The organism is Variovorax sp. J2P1-31 (assembly GCF_030317215.1).
Classification (GTDB): Bacteria; Pseudomonadota; Gammaproteobacteria; order Burkholderiales; family Burkholderiaceae_C; genus Variovorax.
On the sequence record NZ_JASZYA010000001.1, the window covers coordinates 844,208 to 857,615 of the forward strand.

Below are 13,408 nucleotides of genomic sequence, written 5' to 3' on the forward strand. Positions count from 1 at the left end.
CCCCGGCGCATCGTCATCGGCGTTCGCGCGCGCCTTGTCCACGTGCCGCCGCAAGGGCCTCCTGCAGCGCGGCGATGAGCCGCTCGGCCACCAGTTTCACGATCGGCCCGACCGGCTTGGTGGCGTCCACGGCCACCGTGATCTCCTGCGGTTCGGCGCCGCGGTCGCGCACCGGGATGAAGAGCAGCTGGCCCGAGGCCAGTTCGGGCGCCACGTCCAGTTCGGAGGTGAACACCACATGCTGGCCGCCGAGCGCCAGCTGCTTGACCAGCTGCAGCGAGTTGGTTTCGGTGAAGCGGCGCGGTTCCTTGAACAGCCAGTCGTACTGCGCCTCCAGATAGCGCCGGATCGTCAGCGCCTTGCTCTGCAGAGCGACCGGGTGGGCCATGGCCTCCTGGAAGCTCACCGTCTCGCGCTGCGCCAGCGGGTGCCCGGGTGCCACCACGCAACCCAGCGGCAGGGCGCTCTTCCAGAGCACCAGCAACTCGCGTCGCGGCTTCAGGTTGAAGATGGCGGCCAGGTCGGCCTGGCCGGTCAGCAGCGCGGCCTCCGCATCGTCGGGCGTGGCCAGTTCGATGGACAGGCTGACCAGCGGGTGCTGCGCACCCACCTCCCGCACCAGGGCCGGCATCACGCTGGTCGCGTGGCTGTCCATGGCCACCAGCGACACATGGCCCTGGTGGACGCCCTGGATGCGCCGGATCTCGGCGATCACGCCGCGCTCGTCCTGCCGCCAATGGCGCGCCAGCGTGATCAGCGCATCGCCCGAGGGCGTCAGCCGCATGCCACGCGGCAGCCGCTCGAACAGGGGGACGCCGAGCGCTTCCTCCAGCTGCAGGATCTGCCGGTTGATGGCCGAGGCCGCCACGTGCAGTTCGCGCGCGGCCTTCTGGATGGAGCCCGAGCGCGCGACCTGGTCGGCGTAGCGCAGTCCGGCGGGAACGAGCGAATGGCGCATGAGGGGCGTCGGGATGCGTGGATCGTGCGTACTGATTTTACGTATGCAGCATTGCAAAAATGGTGATAGCCGGCAATGAATTGCATGCCTACGATGCCTGCCATGAGCACACCCTCCCGCCTCGAACGCCTCAACACCTGCGCGCCCGAGGCCTTTTGTGCCGAACTGGCCGACATCTGGGAGCACGCGCCCTGGGTGACCCGCGGCGTCGTCGGCCAGCGCCCCTTTGCGGGCATCGACGCCCTGCACGCTGCGATGGTGGGCGTGGTGGCCGCCCTGGACGAGCCCGGGCGCGTCGCCTTCTACGCGGGACACCCGGATCTGGCCGGCGAGGACGCCCGCCGGGGCACGATGACCGATGCGTCCATTGCGGAGCAGGGCACGCTGGCGCTGGCGCGGCTGGAGGCCCACGAGGCCGAGCGCTGGCGCGCGCTCAACCAGGCCTACCGCGCACGCTTCGGCTTCCCGTTCATCCTGTGCATCCGTCGCCACACGCGGGACTCGGCCCTGCGGGCCTTCGAGCAGCGCCTGCGCAATGAGCGCGCCACCGAACTGGCCACCGCGCTCGACGAGATTGCCGCCATCACCCGCTTGCGGCTCGACCGCCGCATGAGCGATGTGTCCCCCGTGGCCAGCCAGGGCGCGCCCATTCCTTCCTGACCCACCCACCGGAGCGACCCATGAACACTCGACGCAGAATCTCCCTCCTGGCATGCGCGCTGGGCCTGCTGGCCACGGGGATGTCCGCCGGCGCCCAAGGCCGCTATCCCGACCGTCCGGTTAAACTCATCGTGGCGCTTCCTGCCGGCGGCGGGGTGGACATCATTGCGCGCCTGGTCGGCCAGAAGCTGGCCGGCGTCACCGGCCAGCCTTTCGTGGTCGACAACCGGGCCGGCGCTTCCGGCCGCATCGGCCTGCCGGTGGTGGCCAAGGCCGCGCCGGACGGCTACACGCTGATGGCCTCGCCGGCCTCCTTCCTGACCACCAACAAGAGCATCTTCAAGGAGTTGCCCTACGACCCGCAGGCCGACTTCGCCCCCATCACCAAGCTGGCCAATCAGTCCATGGTGCTGGTGGTCAAGGACAAGCAGAAGTTCTCCAGCGCGGGTGCCCTTCTGGCCGCGGCCAAGGCCGGGCCCGGCAGCCTGAACTACGCCAGCTCCGGCGACGGCAGCCCGCAGCACCTGGCCGCCCTGATGTTCGAGACGCGGGCCCAGGTGCGGATGACCCATGTGCCCTACAAGGGTGGTGCGCTGGCCATCACCGACCTGATGGGCGGCAACGTCGACCTGCTGTTCGCGCCGCTGCCCGAGGCGCTGCCCTACCTCAAGTCCGGCAAGCTGAGCGCGCTGGCGCTGATGAGCGAACAGCGATCGGCGCTGATCGCCGACGTGCCGACGATGCGTGAAGCGGGCATCCCCCACATGGTCATGCAGACCTGGATCGGCCTGCTGGCGCCGGCCGCCACGCCGCGCCCCCTGGTGGACCAGCTGAACCGCCAGGTGCACGCCATCCTGCAGAGCGAGGACGTGAAGAAGCAACTGCAGGAGATCGGCATGGACGTGGCGCCCACCACCCCCGAGCAGTTCCAGCAGACCATCGCGCAGGAGATCGTGCTGCATGCGGAATTGGTGAAGGCTGCGGGCCTGGTGCCGCAATAGGGGCAGTGGCCACAGCGGGCCTCCGGCGCGGAAGCCGAAGACGCCACGGGCCATGGCCGGTGCGGTGCGGGCGTTCAGAGGCAGTGGAGAATTCCTGCGTCCGCTGCCACTTTCTCCGGCGCGATACGCGGCCCTCACCAGACTCTTCTTCATGCATCCATTCATCGGCGCCGCGTGCGTCGCCACCGCCCTCCTTGCCACGGCACTTCCGGCCCTGGCCGCCGCCCCGGCCGATGCACCCTCGGCTGCCGCCCATGTCGCCGACAGGATCTCGGTGCAGACCGAAGGGAAGGGGCCCGACCTCATCCTGATTCCCGGGCTCGCATCCGCCACCGATGTCTGGGCCGACGCGTCGGCGAGCTTGCGGCAGACCCATCGGCTGCATCGGGTGCAGGTCGCGGGCTTCGCCGGCACGGCCGCCGGCGCCAACGCCGCGGGAGAGGTCGCGGCGCTCGTGGCCGAGGCCATCGCGCAGTACATCGCGCAGCAGCAACTGAAGGCGCCGGTCGTCGTGGGCCATTCGCTGGGTGGGGAGGTCGCGCTGATGCTCGCGGCGCGCCATCCCGAGGCCGTCGGCGGGCTGGTGGTGGTCGATGCCTTGCCCTTCTTCAGCCTGCTGTTCGACCCGGCCGCCACCGTGGCGACGTCGACGCCCGGCGCGGCCGTGTTCAGGGACAACCTGCTGTCGGCGCCCAAGGCGCAGGCCGACGCGCTGCAGGCCGCGTCGGTGGCGCGCCTGGTCAAGACGCCGTCCGAGCGCGCGGCGGTCGTGGAAGCGGCCCTGCGCTCGGACCGCACGACGGTGGCCAACGCGAGCTACGAGCTCATGACCACCGACCTGCGGCCCGAGCTGGCGCGCATCCGCGTGCCGGTGCAGGTGATCTATGCCTGGGACCCGCTCTACGGCGTGCCCGCGGCGGATGTCGACGCACGCTTTCGCGGCGCCTATGCAGGGCTGGCGAAGGCCCGCTTCACGCGCATCGACGACAGCTTCCATTTCGTGATGCTCGACCAGCCGCAGCGCTTCGTCGAAGCGCTGCGGACCTCGCTCGTGCCCGATCACTGAAAGGTGCCGGGCGCCGGCGGCCGGCCGGAGACGAACCGGCGCCCCATGTTGCGCGTCTTGTACTCGGCCGGTTGTGCAGCGTGTGGATGCGCGCGTTGCGCCAGAAGCGGTCGAGGCCCGGGGACCGGGTCGAGGCGTCAGCACCCAGCACTTCGAAGATCTCGCTCGTCACTTCGAGCGCGACCTCGCCGGCCTTGTCGCGCGCGATGGCATCCGCATGCAGGGCCGCGCGCAGCGGGTCGGAGCGATCGGGATCGAAGTGGCCCATGGCGCGTCACTTGCCGAAGTAGTCGGGCAGCCGGTAGCCGGCCCAGACCGGGTTGGCCTGGAAGACCTTCTGGAACTCGGCCGACTGGTAGGCGCGCACGATGTCCTTGGCGTAGGCGCTGTTCTCGTTGCCGCGCTTGACCGCCACCACGTTGACGTAGGGCAGCGTCATGTCTTCCAGCTTGAGGGCCTCGGTGAGCCGGAGGCCGTTGGCGACCGCGAAGTTGCCCTGGATGGCCGCCAGGTCGGTGTCGGCCAGCGCGCGCGGCGCCTGGGCCGCATCCAGCGGCACCAGGCGCAGGCGCTTGGGGTTGGCCGCGATGTCGCGCTCGGACACGTTCAACGGGCTCACGCCGGGCTTGAGCTGCACCCAGCCCAGGCCCGCGAGGATGTTCAGCGCGCGCGCCGCGTTCACCGGGTCGGCCGGCAGCGTGACGGTGGCGCCGTCGGGCACCGCGGCCAGTGTCTTGTAGCGCTGCGAGTAGAGGCCCATCGGCGGCGTGGGCACATGGACGATGGGCACCAGGTTGAAGCCCTGCTGCTGGTTGGTTGCGTTCAGGTAGAGCGTGTGCTGGAAGATGTTGGCGTCGATCTGGCCGCGCTCGACCGCGTCGTTGGGCTGCACGCCCTGGCTGAACTCCACGTACTTGACGCTGTAGCCCTGCTGCTGGAGCAGCGGCTCGATGCCCTTGGCGAAGGCATCGCGGTAGGGACCGGGCATGAAGCCGATGCGCAGGTCCGCGGCCTGGGCGGTGCCGGCGAGCAAGAGGTAGAGCAGGGCGAAGCCGAGGCGGGCGCGACCGCGTGAGGGGAGGGAAGGCATGGGAACTCCGGCGGGGCAGGGCGACTGAAGCGCGTGAAACAGAGAGGTAAAGGCCGGCATGTGAGCGGGCGCCGAGGCACTCTAAGAGCGCGGTCCCTGCGCGGCGAAGGAAGATTTCCACGCTTGCATATGCAGGGCGACGCGCATATCGATCCTCGTTTTTCTCGCTTGGGCGCGACGCGCGCGGCCCCTAACCTCCCGTGCTTTCCTCGTTCGCTGTTCCCGTGGGCTTCGCACCCGGCACTCAGTCCTTCCCCGGAGATTTCGACCCATGGTTTCCTCATTGAGCCGGCGCCTGCTGTTGCAGGGCAGCGTGGCCGCGGCCACCTTGCCCTGGCTGGGCGCGAGCGATGCGCAACAGCCGGCCGCCGACGCCGCGCAGCGCGGCGGCACGCTGGTGATCTCGCTGGCCCCCGAGCCCTCGATCCTCTCGGCCGCCTTCCTCACGACCATGCAGGTCACGATGATCGCCGGCAAGATCAGCGAAGGCCTGGTCTGGTTCGACGACAAGCTGCAGCCGCAGCCCGAGCTGGCCGAGTCGTGGGCCTTCGCGCCCGACGGCCTGTCGCTCACGCTGCGCCTGCGCCGCGGCGTGAAATGGCACGACGGCCACGACTTCACTTCGTCCGACGTGGCCTTCTCGCTGCTCAACATCTGGCAGAAGATCCATCCGGGCGGCCGGCTGGCCTATGCCTCGGTGCAGGCCGTGGACACGCCCGACGCGCACACCGCGATCCTGCGGCTGTCGCGGCCCACGCCCTACCTGCTGAGCTTCCTCAACGCCTACGGCGCGCAGGTGGTGCCCAAGCACTTGTACGAAGGCACGGACCTGCTCAAGAACCCGGCCAACGTGGCGCCGATCGGCACCGGTCCCTTCCGCTTCAAGGAATGGGTGCGCGGCAGCCACATCACGCTGGAGCGCAACCCCGACTACTGGCGCGCGGGCCTGCCCTACCTCGACGGGGTGGTGTTCAAGTTCATCCCCGACGCCGCGGCGCGTTCGGTCGCGCTGGCCTCGGGCGAGGTGCATGTGGCGCTGGCGTCGAACATCCCGGTGTCCAACCTCAACCAGTTCGCCGATAAAAAGAAGTACCGCATCAACACCACCGACGGCGCCTACCTCGCGTCGATCCAGCTGGCCGCGGTCAACGTGCGCAAGCCCGCGCTGGCCGACAAGCGCGTGCGCCAGGCGCTGATGTATGCGCTCGACCGCGAGGCGCTGCTGCGCGTGGTGTACCGGGGCTACGGCAAGGTCGCGACCAGCGCGATTCCCTCGACGGTGCCGGCCTTCCACAGCGCCAAGGGGCGCCAGTACCCGCACGACCCGAAGCAGGCCGAAGCGCTGCTCGATGCCGCCGGGCTGACGCGCAAGGCCGACGGCAAACGCCTCAAGCTCACGCTCGACTACGGCAGCGGCTCGCTCGAAGCCACGCGCACCGGCGAGTTCATGAAGCAGGCCTACGGCCGCGTGGGCATCGACCTGGAACTGCGGTCGTCCGACGCGGGTGTGTACCTGCGGCGCGTGTTCACCGACGGCGACTACGACCTGTTCCTCACCAGCCTGCACAACCTGCCGGACCCGAGCCTGGGCGTGCAGCGCTGGTACTGGAGCAAGAACATCGCCAAGGGCGTGCCGTGGAGCAACGGCTCCGGCTACGCCAACCCCGAGCTCGACCGCGTGATGGAGGCGGCCGCGGTCGAGCTCGACCCGGCCAAACGCCGCGCGCTGATCGAGCAGTGGCAGGCCATCGTGCAGGAAGAGGTGCCGATCCTCGACCTGATCGAGCTCGACTGGACCACCGTCTCGAGCACCCGCTACCGCAAGCTGCGCTCGCAGGGCGACGGCCTCTACGCCTCGCTGGCCGACGCGTACCTGGCTTCGGCCGACTGATCTTTTCTCTTTCTTCCTCGATCGATCCCATGCATTCCAACCGACGCCACTTCATCCACACCGGCACCGCGCTGGGCGCGCTCCTCGTGGCCGGCGGCCTGGCCGTGCCTTCGGCCTTCGCGCAGACGGTCGGCACGAAGCCGGTGCGCGGCGGCATCCTCAACGTGGCGGTGTCGCCCGAGCCCACCTTGCTGACGTCGGCTTTCATCACCACCATGAACATCGGCCAGGTGTCGAGCAAGGTGCTCGAGGGCCTGGTCAGCTACGACCTCAAGCTGCAGCCGGTGCCCGAGCTGGCCACCTCGTGGGAGGTCGCGCCCGACGGCCTGACCGTGACCTTCCACCTGCGCAAGGGCGTGAAGTGGCACGACGGCAAGGACTTCTCCGCGGCCGACGTGAAGTACACGCTGCTGGAAGTCTGGAAGCCGCTGCATCCCTTCGGCCGCGCGGCCTTCGCCAACGTGACGGCGGTGGACACGCCCGACCCGCACACCGTGATCGTGCGCCTGTCCTCGCCCGCGCCCTACCTGCTCAACTACATCAACACCTACGGTGCGCAGGTGTTGCCCAAGCACCTCTACGAAGGCACCGACGTGCTCAAGAACCCGGCGAACAACGCGCCGGTGGGCACGGGACCCTTCGTGTTCAAGGAATGGGTCAAGGGCAGCCATGTGCGGCTGGAGCGCAACCCGAACTACTGGGGGCGCGGTGCGGGCGGCGAGCCGCAGCCCTACCTCGACGGCGTGGTGTTCAAGTTCATCCCGGATGCCGCGGCGCGCACCGTGGCGCTGGAAGCCGGCGAGCTCGACGTCGCGCTGGGTTCGAGCATCCCGCTGTCGAACCTCAACAAGTTCAGCGACAAGAGCAAGTACACGATCAACCTCGACGACGGCCGGTATCTCGCGACCATCTTCCTCACGCAGTTCAACGTGCGCCGGCCGGCGCTGTCGGACAAGCGCGTGCGCCAGGCCTTCGCGCATGCGATCGACCGCAACGCGCTGCTCAAGGTGGTGTTCCTGGGCTACGGCAAGCCGGCCACCGGGCCCGTGCCCTCGTCGGTCGTCAACTACTACGCACCGGAAACCCGCCAGTACCCCTTCGACCTCAAGAAGGCCGCCGCGCTGCTGGACGAGGCCGGCCTGAAGCCGGGCAAGGACGGCAAGCGCCTGAAGATCACGCTGGACTTCGATGCCGGCGGCGGCGTGACGGCCTCGCGCCCGGCCGAGTTCATCAAGCAGTCGCTGGCGCGCGTGGGCGTCGACGTGGAACTGCGCGCGGGCGACACCGCCACCTACCTGCGCCGCATCTTCAACGACCAGGACTACGACCTGATGATCTCCAGCCTGCACCGGCTGCCCGACCCGACGCTGGGCGTGCAGCGCCTGTTCTGGACCAAGAACATCGTCAAGGGTTCGCCCTGGACCAACGGTTCGGGCTACTCCAACCCCGAACTCGACCGCATCATGGAAGCCGCGGGCGGCGAGGCCGACGTGGGCAAGCGCAAGGCGCTGATCAAGCAGTGGCAGCAGATCGTGCAGGAAGACCTGCCGGTGCTCGACCTGGTCGAGCAGACCTGGGTCACGGTCGCCACCGCGCGCCTGCACAAGCAGGTGCTGCAGGGCGACGGCCTGTTCGCCTCCTACGGCGACGCCTGGCTCGACGCCAAGAAATGAGCCTGCGCCTCGCGTCCCCGCTCTGGGGCTTTCTGAAGAAGCGGCTGCTGCAGGTGCTGCCCGTGGTGTTCGGCATTGCGCTGCTCAACTTCCTGATCCTGCAGGTCGCGCCGGGCGACGTCGTGGACGTGATGGCGGGCGAGGCGGGTGCCGCCACGCCCGAATGCATGGCGCAGCTGCGCGCGAGCTTCGGGCTCGACCAGCCGCTGTACCTGCAGCTGGGCCACTACCTCTGGAACATCGTCACGCTGGACCTGGGCTTCTCCTTCCGCCAGAACATGCCGGTGTTCGACCTCGTGATGGACCGGCTGCCCGCCACGCTGCTGCTGATGGTCGCGGCCATCGCGATCGCGCTGCTGCTGGGCGTCACGCTGGGCGTGCTGTCGGCGCTGCGGGTCCACACCTGGGTCGACAACCTCAGCTCGCTGTTCGTGCTGGCCGCCTACGCGATGCCGACCTTCTGGCTGGGCCTGATGGCGATCGTGCTGTTCTCGGCCCGGCTGGGCTGGCTGCCCTCGGGCGGCATGGTCGACATCAGCGCCAGCCACACGGGGCTGGCCTGGGTGCTCGACGTGGCGCGCCACGCGATCCTGCCGGCGGCCACGCTCGCGACCTTCTACATGGCGGTCTATGCCAAGCTGGTGCGCTCCTCGATGCTGGAGCTCTACGGCGCCGACTTCATCCGCACCGCGCGCGCCAAGGGCGCAGGCGAGACGCGCATCACCATCGTCCACACGCTGCGCAACGCGCTGCTGCCGCTGGTGACCATGCTGGGTTTCCAGATCGCCTCGCTGCTGAGCGGCGCGGTGCTGGTCGAGTCGGTGTTCAGCTGGCCCGGGCTCGGGCGGCTGGCCTTCGAGGCCATCCTGGCGCGCGACTTCAACCTGCTGCTGGGCATCCTGCTGTTGAGCTCGATCCTGGTCACGCTGATCAACATCCTGGTCGACGTGCTCTACGCCTGGCTCGACCCGCGCGTGCAGCTCTCGACCACCGGAGCCCACGCATGAAGCCGGCACTGGTGGCGAGCGCGCCGGCGCAGGCCGTGCGCTACGACGGCGGCCGGCGCGAACGCGCGCTGGGCTTCGCGCGCGAAGTGGCGCGCAACCGGCCGGCGCTGGTCGGGCTGGTGCTGATGCTGCTCGTGGTGGCCGCGGCCACGCTGGGCCGCTGGTGGTTCCCGGGCGACCCGTGGGAGATGGCGGGCTCACCCATGCTGTGGCCCGGCGAGGACGCGGCCCATCCGCTGGGCACCGACTTCATGGGCCGCGACCTCGCGACCGGGCTGGTGTCGGGTGCGGGCGTGTCGCTGCTGATCGGCCTGGTGAGCACCGTGATCTCGGCCTGCGTGGGCATCACGGTCGGCGCCCTGGCCGGCTACTACCGCGGCCGCGTCGATGCGGTGCTGCTGCGCGTGATCGAGGTGTTCCAGACCGTGCCCAGCTTCGTGCTGGCGGTGGTGCTGGTGGCGCTGTTCAAGCCCTCGGTGGCGACCGTGGTGTTCGCGATCGGCATCGTCTCGTGGCCGCCCACGGCACGGCTGGTGCGCTCGCAGTTCCTGCAGCTGCGCGAGCGCGAGTTCGTGCTGGCGGGCCGCACGGCGGGCATGAGCCATGCCCGGCTGATCCTGACGCAGATCCTGCCTAACGCGCTGCCGCCGGTGGTGGTGGTCTCGACCCTGGCGGTCGCGCATGCGATCCAGACCGAGGCGGCGCTGGCCTTCCTCGGCCTGGGCGACCCCAACGTGATGAGCTGGGGCACGATCATCGGCAGCGGCCGCGAGCAGGTCACCGACGCCTGGTACATCTGCGGCCTGCCGGGCCTGGCGATCGTGGTCACGGTGCTGGCCTTCAACCTGCTGGGCGAAGGGCTCAACGACGCCATGAACCCGCACCTGCGACGGAGGTAGCCCCATGGCCCTGCTCGACATCCAAGACCTGCAGACCTGGTTCGACACCCGCGCCGGCGTGGTGAAGGCCGTCGACGGCGTGACGCTCAGTGTCGACCGCGGCGAGACCGTGGCGCTGGTGGGCGAGAGCGGCAGCGGCAAGTCCGTGACCGCCTATTCGATCCTGCGGCTGATCCCGCGCACCCAGGGACGCATCGCCGGCGGCCGCATCCTGTTCGACGGCACCGACCTCGTGACCCTGCCCGAGGCCGGCATCCGCGCGCTGCGCGGCAACCGCATCTCGATGATCTTCCAGGAGCCGCTGTCGGCGCTCAATCCGGTGCTGAGCATCGGCAGCCAGATCGCCGAGGCCATCCGGCTGCACCGGCCGGTCGACCGCCAGACGGCCTGGTCGCAGGCGGTGCAGCTGCTCGACCGCGTGGGCATCCCGATGGCGCGCCGGCGCGCCGACGACTTTCCGCACCAGCTCTCGGGCGGCATGCGCCAGCGCGTGGTGATCGCGATCGCGCTGGCCTGCGAACCCGAACTGCTGATCGCCGACGAGCCCACCACCGCGCTCGACGTGACCACGCAGGCGCAGATCCTCGAGCTGCTGCAGGAACTGCAGGCCGAGCGCGGCATGGGCCTGCTGCTGATCACGCACGACCTGGGCGTGGTGGCCGAGGTGGCCGACCGCGCCGCCGTGATGTATGCCGGCCGCGTGGTGGAGCAGGGCACGGTGGCCCAGCTCTTCGATGCGCCCGCGCACCCCTACACCGCGGGGCTGCTGGCCTCGATGGCGCTGGGCGAACTGGTGCCCGGCAGCCGGCTGCCCGAGATCGCGGGCACCGTGCCTTCGCTGCTCGACATGCCGGCCGGCTGCGCCTTCGCGCCGCGCTGCGCACAGGCGCGCGCCGCTTGCACGGCCGCCCGGCCATCGCTGGATGCGACAGGGCAGGGCGCCGCGCACCGCGTGGCCTGCTTCCTGCCGCTCGCGGACCCGGCGGCGCCGCGCGAGCTGTGGAGGGCGGTGGCATGAGCACTCCGCTCCTGAAGCTGCAGCGGGCCGTCAAGCACTACCCCACGCAGGCCGGCACGGTGCACGCGCTCGACGGCGTCGACCTCGAGGTCGGCCGCGGCGAGACGCTGGGCCTGGTGGGCGAGAGCGGCTGCGGCAAGTCGACCGTGGCCCGCGTCGCGATGCGCCTCACGCCGCTGTCGGCGGGGCGGATCGAATTCGACGGCGAGGACATCACGAAGCGCGAAGGCAAGGCGCTGCAGTCGATGCGCGCGCGCCTGCAGATGGTGTTCCAGGACCCCTACGCCTCGCTCAACCCGCGCGTCAACGTGGGCCGTGCGCTGGAGGAACCGCTGGTGGTGCAAGAGCGCGGCAGCGCGGCCGAGCGGCGCGAGCAGGTGGCCTGGGCGCTGGCGCGCGTCGGCCTGCGGCCCGAGATGGCGGTGCGCTATCCGCACGAGTTCTCGGGCGGCCAGCGCCAGCGCATCGGCATCGCGCGGGCCTTGATGCTGCGCCCGGAGCTGATCGTCTGCGACGAGGCCGTGTCGGCCCTCGACGTGTCGGTGCGCGCGCAGGTGCTGAACCTGCTGCTGGGCCTGCGCGAGGAGTTCGGCGTGTCCTATCTGTTCATCTCGCACGACCTGTCGGTGGTGCGCCACATGTCCGACCGCATCGGCGTGATGTACGCGGGCCAGGTGGTCGAGCAGGGGCCCGGCGATGCCGTCTGGCACCGGCCGCTGCACCCCTACACGCGTGCGCTCATGTCGGCCATTCCGCGCGCGCGGCCGGGTGCCGTGCACCGGGCGCGCACGGTGCTCCAGGGCGACCTGCCCGATCCGTTGCAACCGCCCGCGGGCTGCCGTTTCCATCCGCGCTGCCCCGAGGCCACCGATCGCTGCCGCGCCGAGGCGCCGCTGCTGCGCCCGGCCGGTGTCCAATGGGTGGCCTGCCATTTCGCCTGACTTCTTTCCGCCTTCTGTTTTCATGACCTACCTCGCATCCCCCCAACGCTACGAGACCCTGCCGTACCGCAAGGTCGGCCGCAGCGGCCTCGTGCTGCCCGCGATCTCGCTGGGCCTCTGGCACAACTTCGGCGACAGCACGCCCATCGAACAGCAGCGCCAGCTGCTGCGCACCGCCTTCGACCTGGGCATCAACCACTTCGACCTGGCCAACAACTACGGCCCGCCCTACGGCAGCGCCGAGCGCAACTTCGGCCGGCTGCTGCGCGAGGACTTCGCGGCCCACCGCGACGAACTGATCATCTCGACCAAGGCCGGCTGGGACATGTGGCCCGGCCCCTACGGCAAGGGCGGCGGCTCGCGCAAGCACGTGCTCGCCAGCCTGGACCAGAGCCTGCAGCGCCTGGGCCTGGACCATGTCGACATCTTCTATTCGCACCGCTTCGACCCCGACACCCCGCTGGAGGAAACCGCCGACGCGCTGGCCCAGGCCGTGCGCCAGGGCAAGGCGCTCTACATCGGCATCTCTTCCTACTCCGCCGGCAAGACGCGCGAGATCGCGGCGCTGCTGCGCGCGCGCCAGGTGCCGCTGCTGATCCATCAGCCGGCCTACAACCTGTTCAACCGCTGGATCGAGAAGGACCTGTTGAGCGCGACCGAGGACCTGGGCGCGGGCGTGATCGCCTTCACGCCGCTGGCGCAGGGCCTGCTGACCGACCGCTACCTGAAGGGCATCCCAGCCGATGCGCGCGTGAACCGGCCCGGCGGCACCTCGCTGCGGCCCGAGCACCTGTCCGAAGCCAACCTGGCGCGCGCGCGTGCGCTCGATGCCATCGCGCAGCGCCGCGGCCAGAGCCTGGCGCAGCTCGCGCTGGCCTGGACCCTGCGCGACCCGCGCGTGAGCTCGGCGCTGATCGGTGCCAGCCGGCCCGAGCAGATCGTCGACAACGTGGCCGCGCTGCGCCAGCCGGGCTTCAGCGCCGAGGAGCTGGCCGAGATCGACCGGCATGCGGTGGAAGGCGGCGTGAACCTGTGGGAGAAGCCGTCGACCGACTACGCCTGAGCGCGGGGCGTGCTGCCCGGGGTTCAGGCCGCGCGCGGTGCGTGTTGCACTTGCAGCAGGCGCTGTGCGTTTCGCCCGCCGCAAGGGCGAAAAGGACGCGTTTCCGCGTGGCACGAAGGCTGCTGTAGAGCGGTGTCGGAC

13 protein-coding genes are annotated in these 13,408 nt (G+C 70.1%); 10 read left to right on the forward strand and 3 right to left on the reverse strand.

What is annotated here, in order from left to right:
- Positions 1-13: 13 nt before the first annotated feature.
- Complete coding sequence (locus tag QTI20_RS03895) at positions 14-958, reverse strand: LysR family transcriptional regulator (protein ID WP_286550076.1); 945 nt, start codon at positions 956-958, stop codon at positions 14-16.
- Positions 959-1,060: 102 nt separating this feature from the next.
- On the opposite strand from QTI20_RS03895, the gene uraD reads away from it, so the two are divergent.
- The 3 genes from uraD to QTI20_RS03910 all read left to right on the forward strand — a co-directional run bounded on the left by uraD (position 1,061) and on the right by QTI20_RS03910 (position 3,685).
- Complete coding sequence (gene uraD, locus QTI20_RS03900; protein ID WP_286550073.1) at positions 1,061-1,618, forward strand: 2-oxo-4-hydroxy-4-carboxy-5-ureidoimidazoline decarboxylase; 558 nt, start codon at positions 1,061-1,063, stop codon at positions 1,616-1,618.
- Positions 1,619-1,638: 20 nt separating this feature from the next.
- Positions 1,639-2,619, forward strand: coding sequence for a Bug family tripartite tricarboxylate transporter substrate binding protein (locus QTI20_RS03905; RefSeq protein ID WP_286550070.1), 981 nt, complete (start codon positions 1,639-1,641; stop codon positions 2,617-2,619).
- A 151-nt stretch (positions 2,620-2,770) separates the two neighbouring features.
- On the forward strand, positions 2,771-3,685 hold the full coding sequence (locus tag QTI20_RS03910) for an alpha/beta hydrolase (protein WP_286550068.1): 915 nt from the start codon (positions 2,771-2,773) through the stop codon (positions 3,683-3,685).
- On the opposite strand, the gene QTI20_RS30690 is transcribed toward QTI20_RS03910, so the two are convergent.
- Entirely contained in the window at positions 3,591-3,953 is a 363-nt protein-coding gene (locus tag QTI20_RS30690; protein WP_353507267.1) for a hypothetical protein, read from the reverse strand. The genes QTI20_RS03910 and QTI20_RS30690 overlap by 95 nt on opposite strands.
- A gap of 6 nt (positions 3,954-3,959) precedes the next feature.
- Entirely contained in the window at positions 3,960-4,775 is an 816-nt protein-coding gene (locus QTI20_RS03915) for a MetQ/NlpA family ABC transporter substrate-binding protein (RefSeq protein ID WP_286550065.1), read from the reverse strand.
- 271 nt (positions 4,776-5,046) lie between these two features.
- Between QTI20_RS03915 and QTI20_RS03920 the strand changes: the two genes are divergently transcribed.
- From QTI20_RS03920 to mgrA, 7 genes are read left to right on the forward strand one after another with little or no spacing between them, the layout of a single operon-like run.
- The gene (locus tag QTI20_RS03920) at positions 5,047-6,666 is read left to right on the forward strand and encodes an ABC transporter substrate-binding protein (RefSeq protein WP_286550062.1); all 1,620 of its coding nucleotides are present in this window, start codon (positions 5,047-5,049) and stop codon (positions 6,664-6,666) included.
- Positions 6,667-6,695: 29 nt separating this feature from the next.
- Positions 6,696-8,339: an ABC transporter substrate-binding protein gene (locus QTI20_RS03925; protein WP_286550059.1), complete on the forward strand. Its 1,644-nt coding sequence runs from the start codon at positions 6,696-6,698 to the stop codon at positions 8,337-8,339.
- Positions 8,336-9,346, forward strand: coding sequence for an ABC transporter permease (locus QTI20_RS03930; RefSeq protein ID WP_286550056.1), 1,011 nt, complete (start codon positions 8,336-8,338; stop codon positions 9,344-9,346). The genes QTI20_RS03925 and QTI20_RS03930 overlap by 4 nt, the downstream gene beginning before the upstream one ends.
- Positions 9,343-10,245 carry an ABC transporter permease gene (locus QTI20_RS03935; protein ID WP_286550053.1) on the forward strand — a complete coding sequence of 301 codons (903 nt, stop codon included), beginning with the start codon at positions 9,343-9,345 and terminating at the stop codon, positions 10,243-10,245. The genes QTI20_RS03930 and QTI20_RS03935 overlap by 4 nt, the downstream gene beginning before the upstream one ends.
- 4 nt (positions 10,246-10,249) lie before the next feature.
- Positions 10,250-11,263 (forward strand): ABC transporter ATP-binding protein, encoded by a 1,014-nt coding sequence (locus QTI20_RS03940; protein ID WP_286550050.1) that lies wholly within the window; start codon positions 10,250-10,252, stop codon positions 11,261-11,263.
- Positions 11,260-12,204: an ABC transporter ATP-binding protein gene (locus QTI20_RS03945; protein WP_286550047.1), complete on the forward strand. Its 945-nt coding sequence runs from the start codon at positions 11,260-11,262 to the stop codon at positions 12,202-12,204. Before QTI20_RS03940 ends, QTI20_RS03945 begins: the two co-directional genes overlap by 4 nt.
- Positions 12,205-12,226: 22 nt before the next feature.
- The gene (gene mgrA / locus QTI20_RS03950; protein WP_286550045.1) at positions 12,227-13,267 is read left to right on the forward strand and encodes an L-glyceraldehyde 3-phosphate reductase; all 1,041 of its coding nucleotides are present in this window, start codon (positions 12,227-12,229) and stop codon (positions 13,265-13,267) included.
- The last annotated feature ends 141 nt before the right edge of the window (positions 13,268-13,408 follow it).

Coding starts and splice junctions, on each gene's coding strand:
- QTI20_RS03895 (WP_286550076.1), bottom strand. CDS start 958: ATGCGCCATTCGCTCGTTCCCGCCGGACTGCGCTACGCCGACCAGGTC.
- uraD (WP_286550073.1), top strand. CDS start 1,061: ATGAGCACACCCTCCCGCCTCGAACGCCTCAACACCTGCGCGCCCGAG.
- QTI20_RS03905 (WP_286550070.1), top strand. CDS start 1,639: ATGAACACTCGACGCAGAATCTCCCTCCTGGCATGCGCGCTGGGCCTG.
- QTI20_RS03910 (WP_286550068.1), top strand. CDS start 2,771: ATGCATCCATTCATCGGCGCCGCGTGCGTCGCCACCGCCCTCCTTGCC.
- QTI20_RS30690 (WP_353507267.1), bottom strand. CDS start 3,953: ATGGGCCACTTCGATCCCGATCGCTCCGACCCGCTGCGCGCGGCCCTG.
- QTI20_RS03915 (WP_286550065.1), bottom strand. CDS start 4,775: ATGCCTTCCCTCCCCTCACGCGGTCGCGCCCGCCTCGGCTTCGCCCTG.
- QTI20_RS03920 (WP_286550062.1), top strand. CDS start 5,047: ATGGTTTCCTCATTGAGCCGGCGCCTGCTGTTGCAGGGCAGCGTGGCC.
- QTI20_RS03925 (WP_286550059.1), top strand. CDS start 6,696: ATGCATTCCAACCGACGCCACTTCATCCACACCGGCACCGCGCTGGGC.
- QTI20_RS03930 (WP_286550056.1), top strand. CDS start 8,336: ATGAGCCTGCGCCTCGCGTCCCCGCTCTGGGGCTTTCTGAAGAAGCGG.
- QTI20_RS03935 (WP_286550053.1), top strand. CDS start 9,343: ATGAAGCCGGCACTGGTGGCGAGCGCGCCGGCGCAGGCCGTGCGCTAC.
- QTI20_RS03940 (WP_286550050.1), top strand. CDS start 10,250: ATGGCCCTGCTCGACATCCAAGACCTGCAGACCTGGTTCGACACCCGC.
- QTI20_RS03945 (WP_286550047.1), top strand. CDS start 11,260: ATGAGCACTCCGCTCCTGAAGCTGCAGCGGGCCGTCAAGCACTACCCC.
- mgrA (WP_286550045.1), top strand. CDS start 12,227: ATGACCTACCTCGCATCCCCCCAACGCTACGAGACCCTGCCGTACCGC.